This is a genomic window from Rubripirellula tenax (genome assembly GCF_007860125.1).
In the GTDB taxonomy this organism is placed as follows: Bacteria; Planctomycetota; Planctomycetia; order Pirellulales; family Pirellulaceae; genus Rubripirellula; species Rubripirellula tenax.
The window spans coordinates 1040653-1067292 of sequence record NZ_SJPW01000001.1 but is presented as its reverse complement, the minus strand read 5'-3'; the positions used below and the strand labels follow the sequence as shown (position 1 = coordinate 1067292).

The following is a 26640-nucleotide window of genomic DNA, read 5'->3' as shown; positions in this document are numbered from 1 at the left end:
CACAGCATCGCGCCCGTGCGAGTCGTGTTTCATCATCCCGCGCGGTGATGACCCGATTCGGCGTGCTGATCACGTGCGTTTTGATTTCGGCACCCGCGATGGCGCAGGTGTCTCAGTTGGCACAGGTGCCTCAGCTAGCCCAAGGGTCCCTTGGCGTTTGGTCGCGTGATGCTCAGCGACGGGTTGTGAAGGTCTATGGTGCCGGCGGATTGAAGGGACTCGAAGCCTACCAATCGGGTTTTTTAGTGTCGCCGGACGGGCACATCGCGACGGCTTGGAGTTACGTGCTTGACGTCGAACCCATCGTGCAACTTGACGATGGTCGTCGCTTCGAGTCGAAGATCGTCGGCTTTGAACCGTCGCTTGAGTTGGCGGTGTTGAAGATCGAAGCGTCCGAACTGCCTTACTTCAAAGTCGAATCGGAAACGTCGGTCCAGTGGGGCGACCCGGTGATTGCGATCAGCAACTTGTTCAACATTGCCACTGGCGACGAACCGGCCAGCGTGATGCAGGGCAGTGTTGCCTCGGTGACTCAATTGGACGCGCGACGCGGGACATTCAAGACTCCCTATCAGGGTGATGTTTTGATCTTGGACCTGATCGCCAACAATCCGGGTGCCGCCGGCGGCGCGGTGGTGGACGCCGACGGTCAATTGGTCGGAATGTTGGGGAAAGAACTGCGTGATTCGGCAACCGGTGTTTGGTTGAACTATGCCATGCCGGCCGCTTCGCTTCGTTCCACGATTGGTGACATCATCGCGGGTCGACGTACATCGGCTCCGCCGGAAAAGACACCGATCCTGGAACGCGGAAAATCACACGACTTTGTGACAATGGGGGTCGTGATGGTTCCCGATGTTTTGGAAACGACGCCGGCGTTCATCGATGAAGTTCGTGAAACGTCGGCTGCGGCGCGGGCGGGATTGCGCCCCGACGACTTGATCTTGTTGGTCAACGGGACGCGCGTCGAGAGCCAGCGTGGGTTGCTTCGGTGGTTGCGAACGATCGACCGACGTGACGATTTGAATCTTACTGTGCAACGTGACAGCGAAATTTTGAACTTGGTGCTGCGACCATGAGTGTGTGGAAAAATATTTTCGCGTTGTTGCTGGCGTTCGCTGCGTGCAGTGAATCCGATGCCGACGATGCCCAGTACCAGCGGGCGATGGCGTCGGCGGTTCGCGCGGCGTCCGGGCGTGTGCTGCCTTCGGTGGTGATGATCGAAATCATCGGGACCAGCGAGGGCGGGCAAGGCGAAGTCGAACAAGACGCCCCGACGTCGGGGGCAATCGTCGATGTCGATGGCGACGTTGCGTACGTGATCGCGTCCAGCATCGTGGCATCGAAACCGGCCGCCAGCATCTTGGTGGTCCTTTCCGATGGCACGCGAGAAACGGCAAAGGTGGTCGCGCGGGATGAGCATCGTGATTTGGTGCTGTTAGAAATCAAAACCGACAAGCCCTTGGTTGGGTTGCCGTTGGATCATGCTGTGAAAAGGCAGGTCGGGCAGACCACGATTGCGGTCGGGCGCTACGGAAACAAGGGCGTGCCGTTGATCAGCACCGGAATTCTTAGCGCGGAAGGTCGATTGGACGGGATCGCGATCCAAACGGACGCTCGCGTTTCAGCGTCGCTATACGGTGCTCCGTTGGTCGACTTGTACGGTAACGTTTTGGGCATTTTGATTCCGGCGGTGGCCGAAGGTGGTGCCGAGAGTTCGACCGACTGGTACGACTCGGGCGTTGCGTTTGCGATTCCCGCCGAAGTGATTGCCCAGAAATTGGATCGATTGAAATCGGGGCAAGCCATCAAGAAAGGGCTGCTTGGTATCGTTGCCAAAAGCAAAGACCCCAACGAATTGAATACCGAGATTGCGGCAGTGCGAATTCGGTCGCCCGCCGAGGCGGCCGGCATCCGCGCCGGCGACCGAGTCCTTTCGGTCAACGGTATCGAAGTGAAACGTCAGCAAGGGATTCGTCAGGTCCTGGGCAGCTTTGATGCCGGCGAGGTGGTCCCGGTAAAGGTCCAGCGCGCGGGCAAGACGATCGAAATGCAAGTGACGCTGGCGGACACGATTCCGCCGCTGGAGCCGCAACGATTGGGCGTGATCGTTAAAAACAATAATGGCGAGCCGTCGTTGGCGGACGTGGTTCCCGGTTCACCGGCCGCCGATTCGTTGAAAGCGGGTGACGTGATTTTGAAGATCAACGATGTTGTGATCGACAATGCCGACACGTTGCGTCGCCAATTGATTTCGGCCCAGCCCGACGAGCCGCTGTCGTTGACATACCAACGTGGCGAAGCGACCGAGCAAGCGTCCGTGGTGCCACAAACGATCGGTGGTGTTATCGACGAAAGCGTGCCTGCATCTTGGCGACGGGAAAAAGTCGATCCGTGGCCGACGACCGAGATCAAATTGCCGGAAGCTGCCAACACCGCTTTTTATGTGGCGCCAAAGTCGGACGATGGATCGTGGACGGATATGGGATTGTTGGTTCTGTTGCTCGGACCGGGCGACGGAAACCCAGAAGCGACTGCCGATGATTGGAAACAGGCGGCACAGACCGCTGGCGTGGTCGTCTGTGTGGTCGCCCCCGAAGACTCGTCCAAATGGCAACCCAAAGAGTTGGAAGTGGTCGCAAGTTTTGCCGCCGCAATGACGAAGAAGGCTGCCATCAACCCGGTCGCGGTTGCGGTTGCCTCGGTCGGCGGCGTTCACGGCAACGACGCAACGGCTGCGGATTCGATGGCGCTGGCCGCCGCGATCTCGCAAAGTAAAACGTTCTTTGGCGTTGCCGTGTCGGGTGAGACTCGCCCGCCCGCGGTGCGACTTCGCGAGAACGAGCCGTCGGCTTCGTTGCAGGTGATGATGCCGGTCGAAAACGAAAATGCGTTACCGACTTGGTCCGCATCGATCAAATCGGCCGGCTATCCGGTCGTGTTGGGCGGCAAGATCAAACGGCTCGGATTGCTGGATTGGGTTCGGCTGCTGCAGGCGATCTGATAGCGCCGCATCACTGGCAAGAATCAGTCCGGCAATTGGCGAGTTCGATCGATGTCGTTTTCCATCGGCGGTGCGTTGACGCTTTGGCCGATCGAGTACGCCAAGCGTCCGATCATCGCAAAGTAGGTAAACGCGATGAAGATGACCGCAAAGATCGCGATCGCGGATGCGATGGGTGGTTCCATGGTGGACAGGGTCGCCAACAACAAGAACAGACAGACGAAGAGCAAACCGCTGCTGAAATAGAATCCGCCCCATGACTCTTGGCATTTGGTAACACTGCGCGCGACTTCGGCCGAGAACGGAACGAAGGGGCTTTCCATGTCCAACATCGACAGCAGCACAAACGGGAAGAGTGCGTAGACCGAAAACATGGTGATCGCGACGCTGATCAGACTTTGGCCAAACACAAACGAGCACGCCATCCAAACGGGCACGACAGCCACACCCGCCGCGGCCAGAGCAACGAACAACGTGCCAAGCCAACCAAAGGGATCAAACACCGGCCACTCGGAAACGCGTTCTTCTTGGTTGGCGACCGATTGAAGGATCGCGAACCCACAACTGACGACGATGCCGCCCAGGATGGTGCCGCCGCCGATCATGGCCAATCGCAAAATCGATATGTCGGTCGACAGGATGAAGAACGCTGGCACCGCGGCCAAAATCGAAATCGCAATCCAGTGCATGACAACGCCCGGATCGGTGAAGACGCCAAAGACGCTAACGAACCATTCTTTGAGGTCGGGTTCGTCTTCGTACTTGTGTGGGCCGCTAACGACTTCTTCTCGCGACGCTTCTTCCAACAAGTCGGCGGCCGATTTCGCATACGGATCGGGGCGACGATCATTGATCGGGCTTTGTTCGAATTGGAACGACGCGGCCTCGTCCAAGTTCATCTCGACTTTGGGTCGGATCTTGGGTGGTGGTGGTACCAGGATGGGCGAATGGCAATCGGGACACGTGATCGTCTTGCCCGATTGAGCAGCTTTAGCGTACGAGACCGAACTGCAGATGCTGCAGATGACTCGGAACTCGGATGCGTGTGTCGGTGCGACGGGCTTCGCCACGGGTGCGGCCGGCTTCACGGGTGCGGCGGGCGCCTTTGCGGCAGGAACGGTTTCGGCTTTTGCGGTGAATTCATCCAGGTCACTGGTGAACTCCGCCAACAGAGCGTCGTCATCGGACACCCCTTTGGGCTTTGTGACCGGTTTAGCATCGCGAACCTTGAACTGGTCCGGCATTTTCAAGTCACCGACGTCGACGTTATCAAAATCGACATCATCGAACGGCAGAGAACCGAGCGTATTGGCTTGTGGTGATTTTTGCGGCGGCTTTTTTTCAGGCGGTGATTTTTCGGGAGACGACGATTTCGCGGCTGCCGCGACCACTGGGACGGCCGCGGGCATCGCGTCATCATCCAATTTCAGCCAATCGTCATCGTCCTTCGTGGAAGCGGCCACGCCGGGTGCCAAAAACGGTTTTTCACAATGTGGGCACGTCACTCGTTGGCCGGCCGCGTCGTCGGCGACGGAGACCGAACCGTGACATCGCGGACATTGCAGGGCGAGTGGCATAGCGTTGCGAACAGGGTTTTGAGAAAAACGTGCGAAACCGTCGGGTGGTGCCGATCCGATCGACGCCTCAAAATCCTATTTTATCGGACAGATCCCGATATGACAGGTTGCAGGTGACCGGATGCCACGATTCTTTTATACCGCCTGAGCATCAACGCGCGAGAGAATTTCGAGATTGTTATGATCGTGAACGCCTACAGCACACTACGCGAACCGCCGGAAATCGATTTCGAGCACACCTTGTCGCTGCATCGAGAACTGGACGATCCGGCCATGGTGCCTCATTTGGGCGACATGATGGGATTGGCCTGCGATCGTGGCCGCCGCGAGATGTCGGCGACGGTTTATGCGGTGATGCGGCATTTGGAACGGACTCGCCACCACTACCGTTTCGAAATCGACGATGACGCCTTGGACGGACTGGCGGTCTGGGGTTGGCAATCGAATTCGATCCTGATGACGACCGACCAGTCTTTTCGCGACCCGGCACGACGAATTTTGGTCCATGGCGATACGGGCGAAGCCGAAGGCAACGCGACGGTGCCGTTCCCGATCGACGCGATCGACCGCGCCGCCGACACTCGGCAAGCGATGTCGGCGATGGGTTTGGACGTTCCGCATGAATTGCCGCCGGTCGTCGGTGTCGGCGAAGTCACGATGCGGTCGGACGACGATATCGGCTGGCGGATGCTTGCATTGTTCATCACGGCGGTTCGGGCCGAATCATTGGCCGCGAGCAAAGGCATTCCCGCGGCCCAATTGAAAGCAAAATCGCCGATGGCATTCGAGGCCCTCACCCCGCTGGAGCGAGGATTTATCGAAGCGGACAACCCCGATCAGCAATCGATCGTCAATTTTGCGTGGCGATACGAGGCGCTGTACACGTTGCAGTGGGCGGTCGGGATGCACAGCGAGCTTAAATTTGCGGACGAGATTTGCGATGTGCCTTTGGTGGCCGAAACGATGGTCAATCAAGCCGATCGCGAGATTGTGACGTCGGTTCGGTTACGGCCGGTGAAACAGATTCTGGACGCACTGGACATGAATCTGCGGCTTCTGTGGGCTGCGCGAGCGGCGGCGATGGAGCAGCGTGAATGCAAGGTCAAGCTGGACGGCGGTGTGCTGAGCGAGCGCCAACATGCACTGAATTGGTTGGTCCGATTCGGCGGCGTGCCGTGGGATGAAGTCGACACACCGACCTGAGTTGTCGCGAAATCGGACACTTCTCGCTAACCTCTAATGTCATTTTCCTTCACGCTCCCTCTGGGAGAGTCGAGCCTCCTTGGAAAGGAGGGTGAAGTTTCGGAAGTGCGATGATTTGCTACCCTTTAGCAGTCCAACCGCCAGCTTTGTGGTGGAGATTAGCGAGAAGTGTCCAAAATCGGCACGTTTTGTGACCCTGGACCGCATCGGCAAAACCAGGCTGCTAATTCTGACGATTGATTCAAGGTTAACGATTGTGCCGGACGATACTGACACTGTGACCCGATGTCTCGGACGCTGATTTAGCGTTTGAAAGGCGTAGGGGCACACTTGTCGCGTCTGGTTTCAGACGTCGATCTTGACGACCTGGCCTGCCCTACTTAGACTCGTAGAGTGTTAAGTTGAAAGTGGCAAAGGGTTTACAACGATCGATGGGCGTTCGTCCACGGCAGGTTAGGGAGTCAGAGTGACCAAGAAAGACATCGTGCGAACGATCTCGGAAGAGGTTGGGCTGACTCAACAACAGACGAAGGAAATTGTTCAGAAGACCTTTGACGCGATTATCGAGTCGCTGGTACGAGAACAACGAATCGAGCTGCGGAATTTCGGCGTTTTCGAGGTCAAGCCTCGGGCCGCTCGGAAGGCTCGCAACCCGCGAACCGGCGAGCAGGTCAATGTTCCACGCAAATACGTGGTGACCTTCAAACCGGGCAAGCACATGGAAGCGAAAGTCCGGGAACTTGACGAAGCGGAAGCACAACGTGTTGCCGAGTCCCAAGATTCTGAACCTTCAATTTCGGCAAAACCCATAACGAACACCCCCGACGATTCCAGCGGACCCGGTGGCAACCATGCCCCCAAAGGTTCGGAATCGAAGCCCGGCGGCCCCAGCGGTCGATGGGACGACTAAGAAGCGAACCGTTCACGGAGGAACGATCGATGCGACGCCTGATCCAATTGACGCTGCTTGCCGCTTGCTTGACGACCACGGTCGGATGCTTCGTGCCGATCTATTCGGCTCGCCCCGAACGTCGGGTGCAACAGTTGCTGTACACCTCGGACGACTTGCGTTCGATCGTCGATGAATGGGAACGATTCTGGTTCCTGGATTCGCCAAGTCACTTGACCCCGATCCGTACTCACGGCGGCATCCTTTAGGTCGGCATCGCCGCGCATCGCCCAATGTTGTTGGGCGTTCGTGGGGATCGTAGATCCTGAGTTGCTTGTTGAGCCGACGAAATCGCTACGCCTTGCGCGTCGATAGATACGTGTAGTTGGTCAACGACTTTTCGTAGAACGCGACCGTTTCGCCGGCCTGCTCGTTGTTGAGTACGCCTCGTTGCAGCGCGTCTTCGACGGCTTCTTGCAGTTTATCGATCAACTCGCGCGTCTCGTACTGGACGTAGCCGAGGACTTCTTGCACGGTGTCACCCTTGACGATCGATTGCACCTTGACGTTTCCGTCGGTGACATCGACGTGCACCGCGTGCGTATCGCCAAACAGGTTGTGAAGGTCGCCAAGAATCTCTTGGTAGGCACCGACCATCATGACCGCCAACTGGTACGGTTGGCCCGGTTTGAGTTCGTGCAGCATCAGCGTTTTCTTGCGTTTGCCGCCACAGATGAACCCGTCGACCTCGCCGTCACTGTCGCATGTGATGTCGCCCAGCACGGCGTGACGCGTCGGTTGTTCGTCCAGTCGATGGATCGGCATGATCGGGAACAGTTGATCGATCGCCCACGAATCGGGCATCGATTGGAACAGCGAAAAGTTGGCGAAGTAGATGTCCGACAACAGCCGGTCCAAGTGCCGAAGTTCGTCCGGCAATTCGCCCATGTTGCGGCCGATTGCTTGGATCCCGTGACAGATCGCAAAGTAAAGATTCTCGGCGACGACGCGCTGCTCCAGCGGCAGATAACCGCCACTGAACAGATTCATGCAAAGGTCCAGTGACACTTGCGCGTCGTGGAAGACTTCTTGAATGTTCTTCTGGGTCAAGCTCTCAAGCGAAAACCACAAGTCGTGGACCGGTTGCTCGTACTCTTCCGGCAACTCGAAGGGTTCGTCTTGCAACTTCCCTTGGGCGGTGACGCCCAGCACGTCCATCACCAACATGCTGTGTTGGGCCGCGATCGCGCGGCCGCTTTCGGACACCAGCGTGGGGTGCGGCACGTCCGCTTCGTCGCACACCGTTTGAACGTGATAGACGACGTCGTTGGCGTACTCTTGAACGGTGTAGTTCATGCTGGAATCGGTGTCGGTTTGCGATCCGTCATAGTCGACACCCAAACCACCGCCGACGTCCAAGTACTTCAGCCCCGCGCCGCGGCGATACAGATCGACGTAGATTCGCGATGCTTCCAAGATCGCTGACTTCAATTGCCGAATGTTGCCGATCTGGCTGCCGACGTGAAAGTGCAGCAATTGGAAACAGTCGCCCATACCCAATTCGATCAGCCGGTCCAATTGGGCCAGCATTTCGGCAACGGTCAGCCCGAATTTGCTGCGATATCCGCCGCTGGCCTGCCATCGCCCGGTGCCTCGCGTCGCCAACTTGACTCGCATCCCCACGGTCGGACGCACGCCCAGCTTCTCGGCGTGCTTTAGGATCAGGTCCAGTTCGCTGACTTTTTCAACGACGGGAATCACCGTCCGTCCCATTCGCTGGGCCAACAATGCCATGTGGATGAATTCGTCGTCCTTGAAACCGTTGCAAATGATCGGCATGTCGGGGTCGGTCATCGCTACGACGGCCATCAGTTCAGGCTTGCTGCCCGCTTCGACGCCGAATCCGTACTGGCGACCGTGGGCGATCACTTGCTGAACGACGTCGCGTTGTTGGTTGACCTTGATCGGGAACACACAACGGTAACGATTTTGATAATCATGGTCGTCGATCGCTTCTTGGAAACAATCGTTCAGCCGCTTCAACCGGTCGGCCAGAATTCCGTTGAATCGGATCAAGATCGGTAAATCAAGTCCGCGCTGGCCGAGTCGGTCGATCAGCTCCTTGACGTCGATCGAGTTGGCTCGGTCGCGATCGGGAGAAACCTGCAGCGTGCCTTTGTCGGAGATGTGAAAGTACTCGTCACTCCAACGAGCAATGTCATACAACTCGGCGGTATCTTCAGTCGTCCACTTCGGAGTAACGGCTAAGCTCATTCAGCGACTTTCCCATCATGCGGTTTCGATTCAATGCGAACTCGCGAATTATCGAGCATGGTCAACCAATTACAAGCACGGGCGGCCTGAGGTCAGGGCGAATCAGTTTCTCAACTTAGGCAACGATCGTCGTGGATCGCTCCGCCGATCCAACGTGTGGATCACGTTGGATTGCAGAGCAATCCACGACAATCCGAATTAGCCAGTCTCAAAAACTGATTTGCCCTGGGCCTGAGGTCGCTGGGCTTCTCGTTTTTTCGAAATGAACCGAGCCGAAAATACGAGCCCGAAACGCTCGCGAGTGACCCCGCTGCGACCTTCGAAATATGCTCGCGCGCTTCGGGCTTCACTGCGGTGAAGAATGCGGAAGAGATTGCCGCTAGCTGCGACGAGCCAATTGTTCGGCTACCGCCGCGGTCGGGATCGGGATGCCTCGCAGGGTACCTTCGACCACAATCGACTCGTTCACAACGCCTTGAAACGCAGCAATGATCATGCGGTTGCGGCGCGACTTGAGCAGCTTGACCATCAGGATCAAATTGTCGCCGGGCGTGACGATGCCACGAAAGCGAACGTCATCAACGCCGCCAAAGCCGACGATGTCAGCCCCAAGCAGATCAAACTTCTGTGTGAAGTAACTGGACAATTGAGCGACCGATTCCAGCATGATGACGCCCGGCATCAGCGGCATTCCGGGCATGTGCCCACGGCACCAAAATTCGTCATCGGTGACGACCTTGACCGCCGCGCAGACGTTTCGGTCGAGATCCTCGTGGAGGATCGCCGTCAACTGTTCCATCTCGAAACGTTGTGGGTTCAACTTGCGAATCGCCTCGATATCGGCGATCGGCTTGTTCACATCCAGTAAGTCGAGACTGATGATAAATTCGCTTTTCAAGGTGCTTTTCCCCAATTGGGATCAGACGACCGAAGTCCAAATTGGACTAGGTCTTGACCTTGCGGCGGCGAAGTTTGCGGGCTTTTGCGTTGGATGGGCGAGCGCCGTGGTTGGCTTTCTTCAACTTGCGATGCGGTTTTGCCATCGTAAAAACTTAAGGGTCAGAGTGGTGAGGTTGGTGAACTTCGTGGAACGAAGCACGAGAAAATAGCAGCTTTTGATCCGAAGCGGTAGCCTCGGTGGCCTCAAGCGAGGGCCAATCATTTTTTCGAGCCGGCATCGTTAAAAGAACGAAGCGCGGGCGAGTGAATGACCGAAATCGCCGCTGGTTCAACGTCTTGCGCGTCGTGCTTGTATTTTTCGGCTCTGTGCATTTTGAAAAGCCGAGTCGCCCTGGGCCCGAAAGGTCGGGCCGAACGCTGTTTCTATCGATAAAGCGGAAATTCGCCGCCCAAACGCACCTCGGGTTGGGGCTGAGCCGATTTGTAGCGGTCGCTATTGCGGACCGACGGCGGCACCATGGGGGTGGCGATCGTCGGAACAGCCGCCAAAGCGGGGTCGCTGCTGACGGCTTCCTGGCGTTTGCGTTGGTACCAGCCATCGGCGGATGTGCTGGCGAGCGCCGTCGCGGCCGAATTCGCCGGAGCGACCAAATGTGTCGCGGGGCCCTCCATCGCCATCGGACGAACACCCGATGTGGGGACCGACATCGGACCGGCGACATCACGATCACCTTCGGCAGAAGCCAATGCGATCGAACTCGCTGTTGCCGGGCTTCGTGGATCCACCTTCGCAAATTTCTCTACCGATCCGCTGCCTTCGGAAACCCACGCCAGCCAATATTGCTGTAGTTCGGCCAGCGAATCGTATCCGTAGTGTTTCTTGATATTGGTCGTCCACGATGGCGTTTCCATGTAGTCGCTCAAAAAGCGAATGAATGTCGGTGCATCTTGTTGCTCGATCAGAAATCGGCACACCGAAAATCCCTGGGCGTACATCGGCAGCACGTCGCTGGGGTATTCGGTCAACAAGAACAACTGATTCATGGCGATGCCGCGGCGCGTGCTCAGGAATTCACGCAGTTTGGCTTCGTGTTTGTTTTTTTCCGACGAATGTTCGACGGTGGTGCAGATGCCTTCGTCGGCCCAGCGGGGTAAGGGGCGACCGAAATGAGTCGCCAAAACCGTGTGCGTGACTTCGTGAGGCAGCACGCTGTCGAGGATTCGCTCGGGAGTTCCAACGACTTTCATCTGGAAATCGCGGACGGGAGCGGTGAAGTAGTTCGTTTCGCCCTGCGCGGCTAAATGGGGGCCGGCGACCACGACAACGGGACACGGCATGGGCCAAGTGGGCAATTCGCTGCCCAGCCAATACACCGCCAAGTCCTTGCGATAACGCTCGGCCGCGTCACCGACCGCGCGAGCCAATTGTGGATCGGGGGCTTGGATCAGAAAGTTCTGAGTCCGAAAGTTGGCTGCCGAGGCATCATGCACGGCCAATCCGGTGACCACGCTGACAATGACAGCACAAAACGCGACCACATGGCCGCGCAGTTTCGAGTCGGCTTCCATGCCGAGGGCTCCCTAAAATGCGTTTCGTTCCAAGCGATTGGGAGTCTAGGAGAATCGCCAATGCCGACGATAGGCGAATGTCGCCGTTTTCGGATCCGGATCACCCAAGGGTGTACGGTGTCCTTTTCATGAACTGCTTTGCAGTTCACGTCCCGCGAACGGAGTCGCGGGTGGTTCGGTGTTTCGCCCGCGTGAAACTTGGACTATTCCAGCACCGTGCGGACGTCTTGGGCGACCTGATCGGCGTTCTGATTGGCGTCGATGACGGCCGTCTTCTCGCTGGCATGCGGCAACTGTTTCAAGAAAGCTTGCCGAACTGATTCCAGATACTCGACGCCGCGGGCTTCCATTCGGTCCGCTGGTCGGTCGATCCTTGCCATCGCGTCGACCGCCGGCATGTCCAACACAATCGTGATGTCAGGCGATAAGTCACCGCTGGCCAATCGGCCGATCGTCCACAGCCAATCAGGCGGAACGTCGCCACCGATGCTTTGATAGACAACGGTCGACAACAGGAATCGGTCCGAGATCACCGTCTTACCCGCCGCCAATGCTGGCCTGATCAACGTCTCGATCATTTCACATCGGCTGGCCATGAACAGCATCGCTTCGGTACGCCGATGCATCACGATGTCCGAGTCCAACAAGATTTCACGAACCCGGGTCCCGACGGTCGTCGTGCCGGGGTCTCGCACGCATAGCACGTCGTGACCGCGCGACGTCAAGTGGTCGGCTAATCGCCCGATCTGAGTAGATTTGCCGACACCGTCGATGCCGTCGAGCGATAGAAACAATCCGGTCGTCATCAATCGTGTCTCTCAAAGTTGGTCGTCATTCGCGTGGGCTTCGTGTCATCATCGACTGGTCGACGCGCGCCGCGAACCCCTGGCCAGCTATTTTTTGCGAACGAAATCCGTCATGAACGTCCATTTTTAGTTTTCAACGGTTGTCCTTGCTTCAATCAACGACCAGAATTTCTTTCTCTGAGAAACTTGCCGCTGTTTCTCTGTTCTGTCTTGCCGCCGTAATCTGACATCATGGACGTTAGCAAATTGAAGCCGGGCGATTGGGTCATCTACCGAAAACAGAAGTCGAGCACTTCACCCGGCGAGCGCGCTATCGAAGTGCGACCGGCATCGGGTGGCGAAACTTACTTCTACATGGTCGATAAGTTTTGGATCGTCGACGAAGTTTTGTCCGATGGAACCGTACGTTTGCGGACGCGACGTGGCAAGCAACACACCGTTGATGCCAACGATTTGCGTTTGCGGACGCCTCGTTGGTGGGAACGGTGGATGTACCGGAACCGATTTGAAGCCGTGACACCAGGCAGTGTCGATGCCTGAATCGCCATTGTCGCCCAAGCTTTTTCGGTTTCTGCGCGAACTGAAAAAGAACAACAACCGCGATTGGTTCGCCGAAAACAAGCCACGGTACGAGAACGATGTGCGCGGGCCGGCGGTCGAATTGGTAACGCGGTTGGAAAAGCCGCTGATGAAGGCCGCGCCGATGTTGTGCGTTGTCCCCAAAGGGCACGGCGGCAGCGTCATGCGAATCTATCGCGACACTCGATTTGGAAAAGACAAAACGCCTTACAAGACGAACGTCGGGATCTCGATCCGCCACCAAGCCGACAAAAACATTCACGCGCCGGGTGTGTACCTGCACCTGGAACCGGGTGACTGTTTCATCGGTGCCGGTTCGTGGCGACCGGCGTCACCCCAGTTGGCGGCGTTCCGAAACGCAATCGCACAAGACTCGAAAGCATGGATCAAGGCACGCGACCAGAAAGCGTTTCGCGAAACATTTTCACTTGCCGGTGAAAAGCTGAAGACGTCGCCGCGTGCCTTTGACAAGGATCACCCCATGATCGAAGACCTGCGTCGCATCGACTTCATCGCGATCGCGCCGCTGGCTGAAAAAGAGTTGTGCGGCCCCGATGCTGTCGCCATCATCATCGACCGAATCAAGAAAGCGAAACCGATGTTGTCGTTCTTGTGCGATGCGATCGGCGTGCCCTACTGATTCCTAGTGGCACAATCTTATGTTGCTCCGATGCCTGTTCGCCGCTTTTGCCATCGGGTTGTTCCGCTTTGTCGATCCGCTTGACTTGTTTGGCGATTCGGTTGCCAACCCCGTCGTTGACGTTATCGGGTGGCTCGCTGTTCTGTTTTCGTTTGGAGCGGTAGCCGACATTGGGCCGGAGCGTTGGCGTCGTCTGCTGCGCGCCGTTGCTTCGATCGCCTGCTTGATCCTTCCATGCGTGTTTGTGTTCGACGCCGTCCTTTTTCGATGGATGGGCGATCACATCTGGTCGTGGTCGGTGTGGCGAGTCGTGACGGACCTACGCGAAGGTCTGTTGCAATATGCATCGTGGAACGTGGCACAAGGGGTCGCGATTCCCACGGCGCTTTCCGCCGTGTATGTGATCGCGGCAACCGCTGCGATGCGGTTCCAACGACCGCGGTCGCTGGCATGGAAGCCTTGGTTGGCGATCGTCGCCGCCGGGTGGTTCGCCGCGATCTTGTTCACGCCTAAATTTGAAAAGGCTGTCGTGGTGGCGACGAAGATGCCACCGGTTACCAGCGATTGGGATTTCCGATCGGCGATCGCCAACCGTGAACAAGACTATCGCTTGCTGGTCGGCCAGCGCGACGTGATCGCGCCGCCGAATGATCGGGATGTGTTGATCGTGGTCGTCGAATCGTTTCGACATGAATTGATCACTGCCGAAGGGACGCCGAACTTGTGGCGGTTGGCCCAGGAAGGAATCTGGTGTCGCCAGCACTATTCGGGCGGTAACGCAACAAACCATGGCATGTTCAGCCTCGTCAGCGGACTGGAGGCGGTTTGGTACGACCATCCGATTCGATATTCACCGGCCATGAATCGACTGTTTCGCAGTGCCGGCTATGAGTTGGGTTTCTTTGCCGGACACGATGATTGGCGGACGTTTCGGATGGACGGCTACATCAGCGATGAGCAGTTCGATCGATTCGAAATCGAACCGCACGACGGATTGGCGTCGGACCGTCGAGCGACGATGGGGGCGGCCCGGTTTTTGGACCGCAAAAGCGAAGAAACGAGGCCGCCTCGTTTGGCGATGCTGTACCTGTACGCAACGCATGCGACCTACGACAGCTATCCGGACGACCGCCGGTTCACTCCCGCGGCCGATGATCGATTTACGATTCCGTTCAAACCGGACGATGTACCGCGAGTCTGGAACCGTTACCGAAACGCGGCAATGACAGCGGACCGAATGATCGGTGCCTTGGTCGGCACATCGGTAGGCGACGATCGGTCGATGCAGAAACGAATCGTCATGGTCACCGGCGATCACGGTGAATCGTTCTTGGAAGACGGCACAATCGGTCACGGCACAAAATTGTCACCCCAGCAGAACATGACACCCGCGATCATTTGGGGGTCGGATGTGAAGGCACGAGTGATCGACACGCCGACGATGCACGCGGACTTGTTGCCAACGCTGCTAACGAGTGTTGGCATCAACATCAGTCAGCCCACAGCGCTGGACGGCGTCGACTTGGTCGACGCATCCGACGACGATCTTCGTAGCCGAGTCTTCGTCACGCGGGACTATATGACCCATGACGTTGCAATCGTCGGAAGCGAGGGATCCATGCAACGCGGCGCAACGGTTTCGATCAAGTCGGGCCAGATTCACGACGACGGAGGTTTGCTAGGCCAATGGCTGGCGAACCGATTCGGATCGCCGTAGCTCGCTTATTCCGGTTCGATTCCGAAATCGCGAATCGTGGTCAGCGTCGTTAGCTTGATACCGATCGCTTCGAACGCTTCGCGTCCACCGGCCAATCGATCGATGATGGCAATGACTTCGTCGACGACCAAACCGAATTGTCGTGCTGCTTCGACTGCCTTGATGGCGCTGCCGCCGCTGGTGATGACGTCTTCGACGATCACGACACGTTGGCCTGGTTCGACGGGACCTTCGACTTGCTTGCCGGTGCCATGGCCCTTGGGTTCTTTGCGAACCATAAAGCCCTTCAACGGCAAATCGCGTTGGCCGGCGATGGTCACGATCGACGCCGTGATCGGGTCGGCGCCGATGGCCATGCCGCCGACGGCATCCGGCATCGAATCACGCGACTGCAAGACCTCCAGCATTCCCTCCGCGACAACGTTTGCGCCCTTAGGGTGCAGGGTCAAAGTCCGGCAATCCAAATAAAACGATGCCTTCTTACCGCTGGCCAACGTGAAGTCGCCGCGTCGAAGGGATTCACTCTGGATCAATCGGATCAGTTCGTCGCGGTCGTACATGGGAGTAGGTAACAAGTAACAGGTGACAGGGAACAAGTATCAGTAAGAACTCGGCGGCCGTAGCGTACCAATTTGTTTTCGTCGGATCGACCAGCCTGATCGTGAAACCCTGCGACCTACTGCCTGTCACCTATGTCCTATTCGACTCAGCGGATCACGACCGAGGATCCTTGCGAGATGATGCCGTACAGGTCGTCGGCATCGTCATCAGCGACACTGATGCAACCTTTTTCCGTCGGCTGACGTGGGCTAGGGCTGCCGTGGATGCACAGTTGCCCTCCCAAGTCGATCCACGCGTTACCGTAGGGATTTTCTTCGCTGCCCGGCGGAATCGGGGATCCTGCCGCGTCGTAGAATGTTCGCGTCGTCTGCTTGTCTTGGACCGTGAACGTTCCCGGTTTGGGCGACGGATCGTTGCCGACGGCGACGGGGAAGTGCCCCGCGTAAAGGTCACCCAAAAATAATGTCAATTCGCGAGATGCCAAGTCGATTTCGGCGCGGAACGGACCGCGAACGACTTTTAATTCGGTTCCCGGCAGCACCGTGACGGGGTCTTCGATTTGGTTGATGTTGGCCAACAACTGCCACGGCACTTCATAGCGTTGGGCGATCTCGATCAGCGTTTCGCTTTGTCCGACGCGATGAGCGCTTTCGAGCAAGTGGCGTTTCGAGTAGATGACTTCCTTGGCCAACCAGTCCAGGCGTTGGACCAGTTCGCTGCGTTCTTCGCCGGACAGATTCGGCGCCGTGTAGAAAATGCTCAGCGTCGCGAGCGCATCCTTCAATTGGTCATTTGAGTACTGGCGATCGGCGATCTTGATCGCGTTGACCAAACCGGAACTACTGCTGCCCAGCGAAACGGCGCCGGCCACGGCGTCGCGGATCGCGGAAACTTGTGCGACGGGAACGTTTGCACTTTCGGATGAAGCGAAACGGGTTCCCGCACTCGGATCGAACTTGGATTGTGAAGCAACCGGATCCGGAACGACGAACTCGCGGTTGGTATTGGGATAGTTTGGCGAGTTCGAACCCATGTCCGGGATGCTATTCATGGCCGAATCATCGATACTGTCGCTGATCGAGAAACTGGCGGGTGCTGCCGGGGTGCGGTTGCTCGGCAATTCCATCGATTGGTTTGTGGTCGACGGGTTGGCGAAGCTCGGTGCCGAATTCGGTAACGAACTTGGCGCCAACAAATTGCTGGCGACCGAGTCAGTCGGCTGAATGATTTCGGGTAACCCTTCCAGCGATCCGGCGTTGATTTCCAACTCGCCCAGCGAAGGTGGCAGTGCCGAATCGAGCATCAACGAGCCGTCATCCGAAATGACCAACATGTCCTCGACGCCTGCCGGCAGCGGTTCGGGCGGCGTGGTCAACGACACATAGGCACCGTAAATAACGGTCATCAGCAAGACGACGATGGCAGCGGTTTTCAGCGTTTGCACGACTGTCCTCCATGACTGGGCCGGCAAACGTGACGGGGCCCATGTCGTTGATCCGAATAGAACTGGAATCTTTCCGCCGGGCAGCGTACCGAATCACCTGTCCATCTATCCAGCCCAATTTCACGGGTATCGAGTCGCAAATTCAGTCAAAGTTTGTATCCCCGTTCTTAGCGGATCCCTTGACAACGGCTCCTCAACCAGCGATGATTTCGCTTACTGAGACTGATTCTCAATAAAGGAACTCCGACCTTGACGACGCTCGATCAGCTGCTGCCCGGCCAACGCGGACAAATCGTTCAAATTGATGGTGTTGATGGAATCGCCTCTCGGCTTCGCGAGATGGGGTTCATTCCCGGCGAAGCGGTTGAGTATTTGCGACGTGCTCCGCTGGGCGGGCCAGTGAAGTGCTCGATTCACGGTTGTCGCATCGCCGTCCGTGGTGGCGAAGCACGCCGAGTTCTCGTTCAACCGATTGGTTGATTTCTCTTTTGCGGGCGAGCCGCCCAAAGCGGCCGCATCATTCCCATGGCGATCGGATCGGACCAGGTGGGGAATGCGGCGGTGACGACGGCGCGAGTCGCGCTGGTCGGGAACCCCAACACTGGTAAAAGCACCCTCTTTAACGCCTTGGCCGGCCTGAACGTTCGCACGGGAAATTACGCCGGCGTAACGATCGAGAAAAAGATCGGCCGATGCAGCGTTGGCACCCGAACGATCGAGCTGGTCGACCTGCCGGGCACGTATTCGATGGCGCCGCGTTCGCCTGATGAATTGGTCGCCGTCGAAGTTCTGACGGACGATCTGGAAAACGAACCGCCGGTCGAAGTGATCGTGTGCGTCGTCAATGCGGCCCAACTGCAACGAAACTTGTTCTTGGTCAGCCAATTGCTCGAACTGGGCAAGCCCACGGTCATCGCGCTGAACATGTACGACGCGATCGATTCGCGAGGCATCACGATCGACGTGGATCGCTTGTCGGCGCAACTGGGGATCGATGTCATTCCGACGTCGGCATCGAAGCGCCGAGGTATCGCCGAACTGAAACAAGCAATCGAAAAACACTTGGTTGATCCAGGGCCGGCGCCGGCCCGCGAACGAACGCTTCCCGAATCGTTCTATGACGTTTGCGGTGATTTTCGCGAATCCCTTTTGTCGGGCGCTTGCACGACTGGCCCATCGGCGACTGCCGAAACGGCGCTGCCGGACGACTACTTGATCCAACGGATGCTGTTGGACCGCGGCGGCGAATCGGAAAGACGCGTCATCCGGCGACTTGGCGGTGGCGTGTTGCCGCCACTGATGGCAGCCCGCCAAAAATTGGCGACGGCGGTCGGCGATCCCATCGATATGGAATGCAACGCTCGCTACGCGTGGGCAAAGACGAAACTAGACGGTGTCATCGGACAGACGGGACGGGCTTCATCCGAGATCACCGATCGATTGGATTCGGTGCTGACGCATCGCATCGGCGGTTTGGTGTGTTTCGTTTTGGTGATGCTGTTGATTTTTCAATCGATCTACGCGTTCTCGTCGATTCCGATGGATATGATCGACGGTGCGACGGGGTTCGTTTCCGATTCGGTATCGTCGATGATGGCGCCGGGGATGCTGCGCAGTCTACTGACCGACGGAGTCATCGCGGGCGTCGGCGGCGTGTTGATTTTCTTGCCCCAGATCGCGTTACTGTTTTTCTTTTTAGCAGTGCTAGAGGATTGCGGTTACATGGCCCGCGCCGCGTTCTTGGTCGACCGAGTGATGACGTTGTTCGGATTGAGCGGCAAATCGTTCTTGCCGATGATGAGTTCCTTCGCGTGTGCGGTACCCGGTGTGATGGCGACCCGCGTGATCGAGAATCGGCGGGACCGTTTCGCAACCATCATGGTCGCGCCGCTGATGAGCTGCAGTGCTCGTTTGCCCGTTTATTTGTTGTTGATCGGCGCATTTGTGCCGGCGACCAAGTTTCTTGGTGGCTGGTTGTCGATGCCGGCGATCGTGCTGATGGCGATGTACATGGTCGGCGTGTTGACGGCGATTCCGGTCGCTTGGATTTTGAAAAAGACGATTTTGCGAGGCGAGGTGGCGCCGTTCGTGATGGAGTTGCCGGAATACAAAGTGCCGGCGATTCGAGTCGTGTTGTCGCGAGTCTGGGAAGCCAGTTTGGCGTTCGTCGTTCGCGCGGGCACGCTGATCTTCGCAGCTTCGATCGTGATCTGGTTCGCCGGTTACTGGCCGGGCGATCACACTCGCCAATACGAACTGGAAACGCAACTCGAAACGATCGCCGAAGATTCACCGGAAGCCGAGTTGATCCAGTTGGCACTGCAAACCGAATCGGCCGATTTGCTTGAAGGCAGCGCCTTGGGCCGCGTCGGCCACGCCATCGAACCGGCGGTACGACCATTGGGTTGGGATTGGAAGATTGGCGTCGGTGCGATCGCCAGCTTCCCGGCACGCGAAGTCATCATCGCGACGTTGGGGACGATCTATTCGCTCGGTGGCGATGCGGACGAAGAGGGTTTAGCCGGCGCGATGCGTGCTTCGACGCACCCGGACGGATCGCCGGTCTATACGATTCCGGTCGCGCTCTCGATCATGGTGTTCTTCGCGCTGTGTGCCCAATGTGTCAGCACGTTGTTGGTGATCCGCCGCGAAACGAATAGCTGGTCGTGGCCGATCCTTAGCTTCACCTACATGACCGTTTTGGCCTACGTCGGCGCGCTGGTAACCTACCAAGTGGGTTCACGCTTCTTTTGAAGTCATGATTTGAAAAGGCTGGAAGGGTGTTTCGATGAATTGGCAATCCGCAATCGCGTCGCTGATCGTTGCCGCCGCGGCCGCATGGCTGGTCCGCCGCGTCTATCGCATCGTCTCTAGCGGCTCTCGAGACGGTGCCGGCCAAATCGGCGGTTGTGGCACATGCGTAAAAAACCCCAACGCCGTCGATGCGACCCCGCTCGTGTCGCTGGGCCGCAAAAAAGATTGACGCCGCTCAAAGTATCGATCGTTCTAGGTGGCTCTTTAAGAACGATTTCAGTTTGCGACTGCGGACGTGTTTCGCGTCCGTGAAGTTCAACGTGATGATCGTGTAGTCACCCAGTTCGACGGGGCCGTCGACTCGCATCGTTGGCAATCCGTCCATATCAATCGCCTCACGTGGGCCCGCGAGCGTGACCTTTAGCGATTCGGGAGTCTTCGTTTCCACCTCTGCCCATGGAACGCTTGAGCCTTTGGGCTTTACCGTGACGCTGTTCGGCGAATGAAAATCCAGCGAGTTGATGCCGGCGACATTTTCCAACAGTGCAAGCGTCGCATCGGCGATCTCCAACGGCCAATCCGGTTTCGCGTTGTCGGGAAACCCCTTGCCAAGCGAATGCCATTTCCGACCGAGCACTTTCCATGGATCGGTGACGGTCGGAGCATCGGTATCATCGTCGCTTTCCGGTGCAATCGTCTTTTTCGTTTCCGGCATCTTGGGGGCCGGCTTTGCTTTTTGCTTGGCGGGGCGGCGCTGGGTTGGTGGTGCGGGCTGTCCGAGTGCCTCGGCCAGGAACGGCGCCGTCAATGAACCTTTCACCTTCGCCAAGTCTTCGGGAGTCCCAGCAAACACGATCTTGCCGCCTTCGACGCCCGCATCCGGGCCCATGTCGACGACCCAGTCGGCACACTTGATAACGTCCAGGTTGTGTTCGACGACAACGACGGTGTTGCCCATGTCGACCAACCGCTGCAACACGCCGAGCAACTTTTCGATGTCGTGGAAGTGCAATCCGGTCGTCGGTTCGTCCAACAGATAAAGCGTGTTGCCCGTCACCGGACGCGCCAATTCCGCCGCCAACTTGACCCGTTGGGCTTCGCCCCCGGACAACGTTGGCGCCGATTGGCCTAACGTGACATAGTCCAACCCGACGTCGCAGATCGTTTGCAGGATGTGCTGGATTTTGGTGTGGCCGGCGAACAGTTCGACGGCGTCGCCGATCTGCATATCCAGCACATCGGCGATCGATTTGCCATGCAGTTTGACATCCAACACGTCGTCGCGATAACGTCGTGACTGACAATCTTCGCACGGCACCCAGACGTCGGGCAGGAAGTGCATTTCGATTTTAAGTTGACCGCTGCCCTCGCAGGTCTCGCATCGGCCACCGGGCACGTTGAAACTGAACGTTCGCGCCGTGAACTTGCGTTCGGCCGCATCGGGAATCGCCGCGAACAGGTTACGGATCAAGTCGAACACGCCGGTGTAGGTTGCCGGGTTGCTGCTGGGTGTGTTGCCGAGCGGCGACTGGTCGACTTCGATGACCTTGTCGATGTAGCGAACGCCTTCAATTTTTTCATGGCGACCGGGACGCAGTCTTGCGCGGTGCAGTCGGCGTGCCAACACGGGGTACAAGATGCCGTTGATCAGCGAACTTTTACCGCTGCCACTGGGACCCGTGATCGCCGTAAACGCGCCCAGGGGTAATTCGAGCGTGACGTTCTTCAGGTTGTGTTCGCGCGCACCAATCACGCGAAGCAGGTTTGTCTGCCACTCGCCACTTTTTGATTTGACCGGACGCCGCGCCGCGAGGATCGCGATCGATTCGGTACCGTTGATGAATCCGATCGTGACACTTTGGTCCAGTGGTTCGATCGCGTCGGGGGCGCCCCGAGCGACGATGCGCCCACCGCCACGTCCCGCTTTCGGACCAAAGTCGCACAAGTAATCGCTGCCGCCGATGACATCGTGATCGTGCTCGACGACCAGCAACGTGTTGCCCTGGTCACGCAATCGATGCAACGCGCCGAGCAGTTTCAAATTGTCTCGCGGGTGCAGTCCGATCGTCGGTTCATCCAGAACGTACAACACGCCACACAGGCCGCTGCCAAGTTGTCCTGCCAAGCGAATCCGTTGTGCCTCGCCGCCGGACAACGTTGCCGCGCCTCGGTGCAGGGTCAGGTAATTGAGCCCGACGTCCAGCAAGAAACGCACTCGAGATTCGACTTCGCGAACCAACTCGCCTGCGATCTTTTTCTCTCGCTTGTCAAGTTTCCACGTTTTGACTTCATCGGCCAATTGGTCCAACGGCAGGTGAACGTAGTCAGCGATCGTGCGGTCGCGAAACCGAACCGCGGCGGCTTCTTCACGCAATCGCGATCCGTCGCACGCGGCGCAATCGATCTCGTCGGTGAACTGTTCCAGTTTGCCGCGCAATCCCGGCGTCAAACGGGACGCTTCTTCGAGCGCCGGGTAGAACCCTTTGAATTGGAAGCGGAAGATTTGCGAATCGGCTTGGTTCTTGGCCGGTTTCGATTTCTTTGGTTCGGTTCCCGTATCGGATTGTTTGACCTCGATCCACTGGGATCCGGTGCCGCGATAAAGCACTCGTTTTTCCGACACGGTCAGTTTTTCGAACGGGACGTCGATGCGGATACCCGTGTGCCGCGACAACGCGCTCAGCATCCAAAGCGATACCGATTTTTCGACACTGGGCCACAACAACGCCGCACCTTCAACAAGTGACTGGGTCGGCAATCCGATCAGCGCGGCCGGGTTGGTGCCCGTTTGCGTACCAAGTCCGTCGCAACTGGAGCACCAACCGACGGCCGAGTTGAAGGAGAAGTGGTGAGGCGTCAATTCGATAAACGAGCGACCGCAACTGCTGCACACCAAATGTTGGCTGTGCGTGATCGTTTTCCATTTCGGTTCCGCGCGATCATCGTCGGCGATCGCGACTTCCAAAACGCCGACGCCCAACGACAACGCTTGTTCAACGCTGTCGCTGATCCGCGAACGATCCGACGGTTGCACGACGATCCGGTCGACGACCACCTGGACGACTTGTTTCTTTCGTGGATCGAGTGCCGGCGCGTCATCCAGTGCCACGGTGACGCCGTCGATGCGGACGCGCTGGTATCCGGTGCTGCGCAGGGACTGCCACGTGTCCTTTGCGCCTTCGCCGGCGGTGACATCGATCGGCGCCATTAACATTGCACGCGTGCCTTCGGGCATCGCCATGACCTTGTCAACGATTTGGTCGGGCGTTTGCGTTCCCACGGGGACTTGGCAATCGGGGCAATGCATCGTGCCCAAGCGGGCCATCAGAATCCGCAGATAGTCGTACACTTCCGTGACCGTGCCGACGGTGCTGCGCGGACTGTGCCCCAGATTCTTTTGCTCCAATGCGACCGCCGGCGAAAGGCCTTCGATCCGATCGACTTTCGGCTTTTGCACTTGGCCGATGAATTGACGTGCGTACGACGACAGCGATTCGACGTATCGGCGTTGCCCTTCGGCATAGATCGTGTCCATCGCCATCGATGACTTACCGCTACCGCTGGGGCCGCAAAAGACAGTCATAGCGTCGCGAGGGATTTCAACGTCGACAGACTTAAGGTTGTGTTCCGACGCTGCATCGACGACCACGTGAGTGCGGGCGCGCGGATTGACCTTGGCAATTTCGCGGTGCACGATCGGTTTGGGCGGCGATTTGCGCTGGATGCCGAGCGATTTTGCTAGCGCCGCGCCGGTGTAACTTTCGGTAACGACCGCGACATCGGCGGGACGCCCCGTCGCAATCACACGTCCACCGCCCGATCCGCCTTCGGGGCCGAGGTCGATCACCCAGTCGGCCGTTTTGATCACGTCGGTGTTGTGTTCAACGATCACGATCGTGTTGCCGTGATCGGCCAATCGATGGATCACCTTCAACAACATTTCGATGTCGGCGAAGTGCAGGCCCGTCGTCGGTTCGTCCAGCACGTAGAGCGTCTTGCCGGTGTCACGTTTGCTAAGTTCGCGCGACAGCTTGATCCGCTGGGCCTCACCGCCGGAAAGCGTGGGCGATGGTTGGCCCAGCTTCAAGTACTCCAACCCGACGTCGACCAGCGTTTGCAGTTTTTCGGCGATCTTGGGAATGTTTTTGAACAGCTTCAACGATTGCGAGATGTCCATCTCTAAAACATCAGCGATCGACGCCCCTTTGAATTCGACGGACAACGTTTCGCGGTTGTATCGGCGGCCTTGGCAAACCGGGCATGTCACCCATATGTCGGCCAAGAAGTCCATTTCCAACTTGGTCGCACCGTTTCCGTCGCACGCGGCACAGCGGCCGCCGTCGACGTTGAAACTGAAACGGCTGGATGTGTACCCACGCGTTTTTGCCTCGGGCAATTTGGCGTATAGGTTGCGAATTTCGTCAAAGACTTTGACGTAGGTGGCCGGATTGCTTCGCGGAGTGCGGCCAATCGGCGATTGGTCGATCGCGATCGTCTTGTCGAGATGCTCGAGTCCCGAAATCGATTGGTGTAGACCGATTTCCTGTTCGGCGCCGTTGAGCGCGTTACGCAGCGCCGGTTCCAGAATGCCGCCAATCAGCGAACTCTTGCCGCTGCCCGACACGCCCGTCACGCACACGACGACGCCAAGCGGAATGTCGACATCGACGTTTTTCAAGTTGTGAAAGCGAGCGCCGCGGATCGACAACGTCGTCGCTGGGTCGATCGGGCGAAGGGTCTCAGCGGGCAGGATCGCGCGAGCGCCGGACAAGAATTGCCCCGTCACGCTCTTGGGCGAGTTCATCACATCGTCGATCGTCCCCGACGCAACGATGCGACCGCCCTTGATGCCGGGGCCAGGGCCAAAGTCGACGATCAGGTCGCTGGCCCGCATCGTGTCTTCATCGTGTTCGACGACGATCAAAGTGTTGCCCGTGTCCCGAAGTCGCTCGAGCGTTTCGATCAATCGATCGTTGTCCCGCGGGTGCAGCCCGATCGACGGTTCGTCCAGGATGTACAAGACCCCGACCAGACCGGAACCGATTTGACCGGCCAACCGGATGCGTTGGGATTCACCGCCCGATAGCGTGGGCGCGGTGCGGCCGAGTGTCAGGTATTCGAGTCCGACGCCCAACAGAAAACCGATCCGCGCACGAATCTCCTTCAGGGCTTCCGACGCGATCTTGGCTTCCGTTTCACCCAGTTCGATGTCGGCAAAGAATTCGGCGAGCTCGTCGACGGGCAGTTCGCAAAGTTCGGGTAGCGTTTTCGGCGTACCTTCGATCTTGGACGCCTTCGACGCACCGAGGGACCGCGATGTGATGTGGACCGAACTGGCCTGTTCGTTCAAACGCTTGCCACGACAATCGGGGCAATCGAGTGTCGACATGTGCTTTTCGAACTGACGCAATTGCATCTTGTTCTTGCTGGTCTTGTACCGATCGACCAACTCAGGAATAAAACCATCGAATGCACCTGAGTACTTGGTGGCTTTCGATCCGCCCTTCCAAACGAATTCCAACGAATCGTCGGTGCCCCACAACCAGACACGGCGAGCATCGTCGGGCAGGTCGCGCCAAGGGGCTTCCAACATCGTGCCTTTGTCAAATTCGAGCGCTTGATCGATCGCTTCGGCGACGCCTTTGTAAATGTGTTGGCGATAGCGTCCCAGATCGGCCCATTTGCCCAACAAACAGATCGCGCCCTTCTTGACCGATAACGTGTCGTCGGGGATCAGCAAGTCGGGCACGAACGTGTACAAGCGGCCCAACCCGTCGCACGTCGTACACATGCCTTGCGGCGAGTTGAACGAGAACAGTTGTGGCGTCGGTGGCTTGAAACTTTGACCGCAAGAATTGCACGCGTATTTCGACGAGTACAAGATGTCTTGCTTGACCGGACCGGTCGAAGGGTCGTCTACTTCGGAAAGCGAAACGATCAACGTGGCTTCGCCCAACTTCAAGCTCAAGATCACTGCCTCGGTGACTCGGCCGCGGTCACGAGCCTCCGGTTCGATGCGGTCGACGACGACTTCGACATCGTGGCGGCTGTTTCGATCCAGCGTCGGTGGTTCGGAAAGGCGGATGGTTTCGCCGTCGACTCGGGCTCGTGTGAACCCTTGTTTTCGCAGGTCTTCGAACAGATCGCGGAACTCACCTTTTTGACCGCGGACCAATGGAGCCATTACCCAAACGGTGGCTTCGTCGGGCAACGACAAAATTCGCGACGCGATCGCATCCTGGCTTTGCGCGGCGATCGGGACGTCACATTTGGGACAGCATCCGGAACCGACGCGGGCGTAAAGGACGCGCAGGAAGTCGTAGATCTCGGTAATCGTGCCGACGGTCGATCGCGGGTTGTTGCCGCTGGACTTTTGGCTGATCGAAATCGACGGCGACAGACCGCTGACCAAATCGACGTCCGGCTTGGGCATCTGGCCCATGAATTGGCGGGCATAGTTCGACAGGCTCTCGACGTAGCGACGTTGGCCTTCGGCGTACAACGTGTCGAAAGCAAGCGAGGACTTGCCGCTGCCGGAGACGCCGGAGAAACAGATCAATTGCCCTCGTGGCAGGGTCAGGTTGACGTCGCGGAGGTTGTGTTCGCGGGCACCTTTGACCGTAATTTCCATATTTGTCATGCCCGAGTTTATCCCGATTTCGGCAACCTGCGTAGGGAGCGGAATTCGAGTCTTCCCATCTGGTCGCGCAGAGCTCCTTACGA

At 57.8% G+C, this 26640-nt stretch carries 20 protein-coding genes; 11 read left to right on the top strand and 9 right to left on the bottom strand.

The annotated features are described in order from the left end of the window. Positions 1 to 98 precede the first annotated feature (98 nt). Together Poly51_RS03945 and Poly51_RS03940 are read left to right on the top strand one after the other, a co-directional pair. Positions 99 to 1079: a S1C family serine protease gene (locus tag Poly51_RS03945; protein ID WP_390621742.1), complete on the top strand. Its 981-nt coding sequence runs from the start codon at positions 99 to 101 to the stop codon at positions 1077 to 1079. Continuing rightward, positions 1076 to 3004 (top strand): PDZ domain-containing protein, encoded by a 1929-nt coding sequence (locus Poly51_RS03940; protein WP_146454421.1) that lies wholly within the window; start codon positions 1076 to 1078, stop codon positions 3002 to 3004. Before Poly51_RS03945 ends, Poly51_RS03940 begins: the two co-directional genes overlap by 4 nt. Before the next feature lie 23 nt (positions 3005 to 3027). Here the strand turns inward: Poly51_RS03940 and Poly51_RS03935 are convergent, their stop codons facing one another. Further along, complete coding sequence (locus tag Poly51_RS03935) at positions 3028 to 4581, bottom strand: hypothetical protein (RefSeq protein WP_146454419.1); 1554 nt, start codon at positions 4579 to 4581, stop codon at positions 3028 to 3030. A gap of 180 nt (positions 4582 to 4761) precedes the next feature. On the opposite strand from Poly51_RS03935, the gene Poly51_RS03930 reads away from it, so the two are divergent. From Poly51_RS03930 to Poly51_RS03920, 3 genes are all read left to right on the top strand, one after another. Continuing rightward, positions 4762 to 5784 (top strand): DUF4272 domain-containing protein, encoded by a 1023-nt coding sequence (locus Poly51_RS03930; protein WP_146454417.1) that lies wholly within the window; start codon positions 4762 to 4764, stop codon positions 5782 to 5784. 466 nt (positions 5785 to 6250) lie between these two features. After that, positions 6251 to 6694, top strand: a complete 444-nt coding sequence (locus Poly51_RS03925) for an HU family DNA-binding protein (RefSeq protein ID WP_146454415.1) — start codon at positions 6251 to 6253, stop codon at positions 6692 to 6694. Between the two features lie 29 nt (positions 6695 to 6723). Next, a complete protein-coding gene (locus Poly51_RS03920) occupies positions 6724 to 6942 on the top strand; it encodes a hypothetical protein (protein ID WP_246114244.1) in 219 nt (72 codons plus the stop codon). Between the two features lie 85 nt (positions 6943 to 7027). Here the strand turns inward: Poly51_RS03920 and speA are convergent, their stop codons facing one another. The 5 genes from speA to tmk all read right to left on the bottom strand — a co-directional run bounded on the left by speA (position 7028) and on the right by tmk (position 12222). Further along, positions 7028 to 8947, bottom strand: a complete 1920-nt coding sequence (gene speA / locus Poly51_RS03915) for a biosynthetic arginine decarboxylase (protein ID WP_146454412.1) — start codon at positions 8945 to 8947, stop codon at positions 7028 to 7030. Positions 8948 to 9326: 379 nt separating this feature from the next. Next, the gene (locus Poly51_RS03910) at positions 9327 to 9845 is read right to left on the bottom strand and encodes a 3-hydroxyacyl-ACP dehydratase FabZ family protein (protein ID WP_146454409.1); all 519 of its coding nucleotides are present in this window, start codon (positions 9843 to 9845) and stop codon (positions 9327 to 9329) included. A gap of 46 nt (positions 9846 to 9891) precedes the next feature. After that, positions 9892 to 9990, bottom strand: a complete 99-nt coding sequence (locus Poly51_RS31715) for a 50S ribosomal protein bL37 (RefSeq protein ID WP_390621734.1) — start codon at positions 9988 to 9990, stop codon at positions 9892 to 9894. A 280-nt stretch (positions 9991 to 10270) separates the two neighbouring features. Then, positions 10271 to 11416 (bottom strand): hypothetical protein, encoded by a 1146-nt coding sequence (locus tag Poly51_RS03905; protein ID WP_186775322.1) that lies wholly within the window; start codon positions 11414 to 11416, stop codon positions 10271 to 10273. A 203-nt stretch (positions 11417 to 11619) separates the two neighbouring features. Then, positions 11620 to 12222 carry a dTMP kinase gene (gene tmk / locus Poly51_RS03900; RefSeq protein ID WP_146454407.1) on the bottom strand — a complete coding sequence of 201 codons (603 nt, stop codon included), beginning with the start codon at positions 12220 to 12222 and terminating at the stop codon, positions 11620 to 11622. A 231-nt stretch (positions 12223 to 12453) separates the two neighbouring features. On the opposite strand from tmk, the gene Poly51_RS03895 reads away from it, so the two are divergent. From Poly51_RS03895 to Poly51_RS03885, 3 genes are read left to right on the top strand one after another with little or no spacing between them, the layout of a single operon-like run. Continuing rightward, entirely contained in the window at positions 12454 to 12762 is a 309-nt protein-coding gene (locus Poly51_RS03895) for a hypothetical protein (RefSeq protein WP_146454405.1), read from the top strand. Next, the gene (locus Poly51_RS03890; protein ID WP_146454403.1) at positions 12755 to 13441 is read left to right on the top strand and encodes a DUF2461 domain-containing protein; all 687 of its coding nucleotides are present in this window, start codon (positions 12755 to 12757) and stop codon (positions 13439 to 13441) included. Before Poly51_RS03895 ends, Poly51_RS03890 begins: the two co-directional genes overlap by 8 nt. 19 nt (positions 13442 to 13460) lie before the next feature. Further along, on the top strand, positions 13461 to 15158 hold the full coding sequence (locus Poly51_RS03885) for a sulfatase-like hydrolase/transferase (RefSeq protein ID WP_146454401.1): 1698 nt from the start codon (positions 13461 to 13463) through the stop codon (positions 15156 to 15158). Between the two features lie 5 nt (positions 15159 to 15163). Here the strand turns inward: Poly51_RS03885 and pyrE are convergent, their stop codons facing one another. Beyond that, on the bottom strand, positions 15164 to 15718 hold the full coding sequence (gene pyrE, locus Poly51_RS03880) for an orotate phosphoribosyltransferase (RefSeq protein ID WP_146454399.1): 555 nt from the start codon (positions 15716 to 15718) through the stop codon (positions 15164 to 15166). A gap of 146 nt (positions 15719 to 15864) precedes the next feature. After that, positions 15865 to 17163, bottom strand: coding sequence for a L,D-transpeptidase family protein (locus Poly51_RS03875; protein ID WP_246114243.1), 1299 nt, complete (start codon positions 17161 to 17163; stop codon positions 15865 to 15867). A 249-nt stretch (positions 17164 to 17412) separates the two neighbouring features. Between Poly51_RS03875 and Poly51_RS03870 the strand changes: the two genes are divergently transcribed. From Poly51_RS03870 to Poly51_RS03860, 3 genes are read left to right on the top strand one after another with little or no spacing between them, the layout of a single operon-like run. After that, entirely contained in the window at positions 17413 to 17643 is a 231-nt protein-coding gene (locus tag Poly51_RS03870) for a FeoA family protein (protein ID WP_146454398.1), read from the top strand. Positions 17644 to 17688: 45 nt separating this feature from the next. Next, positions 17689 to 19917 (top strand): ferrous iron transport protein B, encoded by a 2229-nt coding sequence (gene feoB / locus Poly51_RS03865; RefSeq protein ID WP_146454396.1) that lies wholly within the window; start codon positions 17689 to 17691, stop codon positions 19915 to 19917. A 34-nt stretch (positions 19918 to 19951) separates the two neighbouring features. Beyond that, entirely contained in the window at positions 19952 to 20146 is a 195-nt protein-coding gene (locus Poly51_RS03860) for a hypothetical protein (RefSeq protein WP_146454394.1), read from the top strand. A 6-nt stretch (positions 20147 to 20152) separates the two neighbouring features. Here the strand turns inward: Poly51_RS03860 and uvrA are convergent, their stop codons facing one another. Next, positions 20153 to 26557, bottom strand: a complete 6405-nt coding sequence (gene uvrA / locus Poly51_RS03855; protein WP_146454392.1) for an excinuclease ABC subunit UvrA — start codon at positions 26555 to 26557, stop codon at positions 20153 to 20155. Positions 26558 to 26640: the final 83 nt, after the last annotated feature.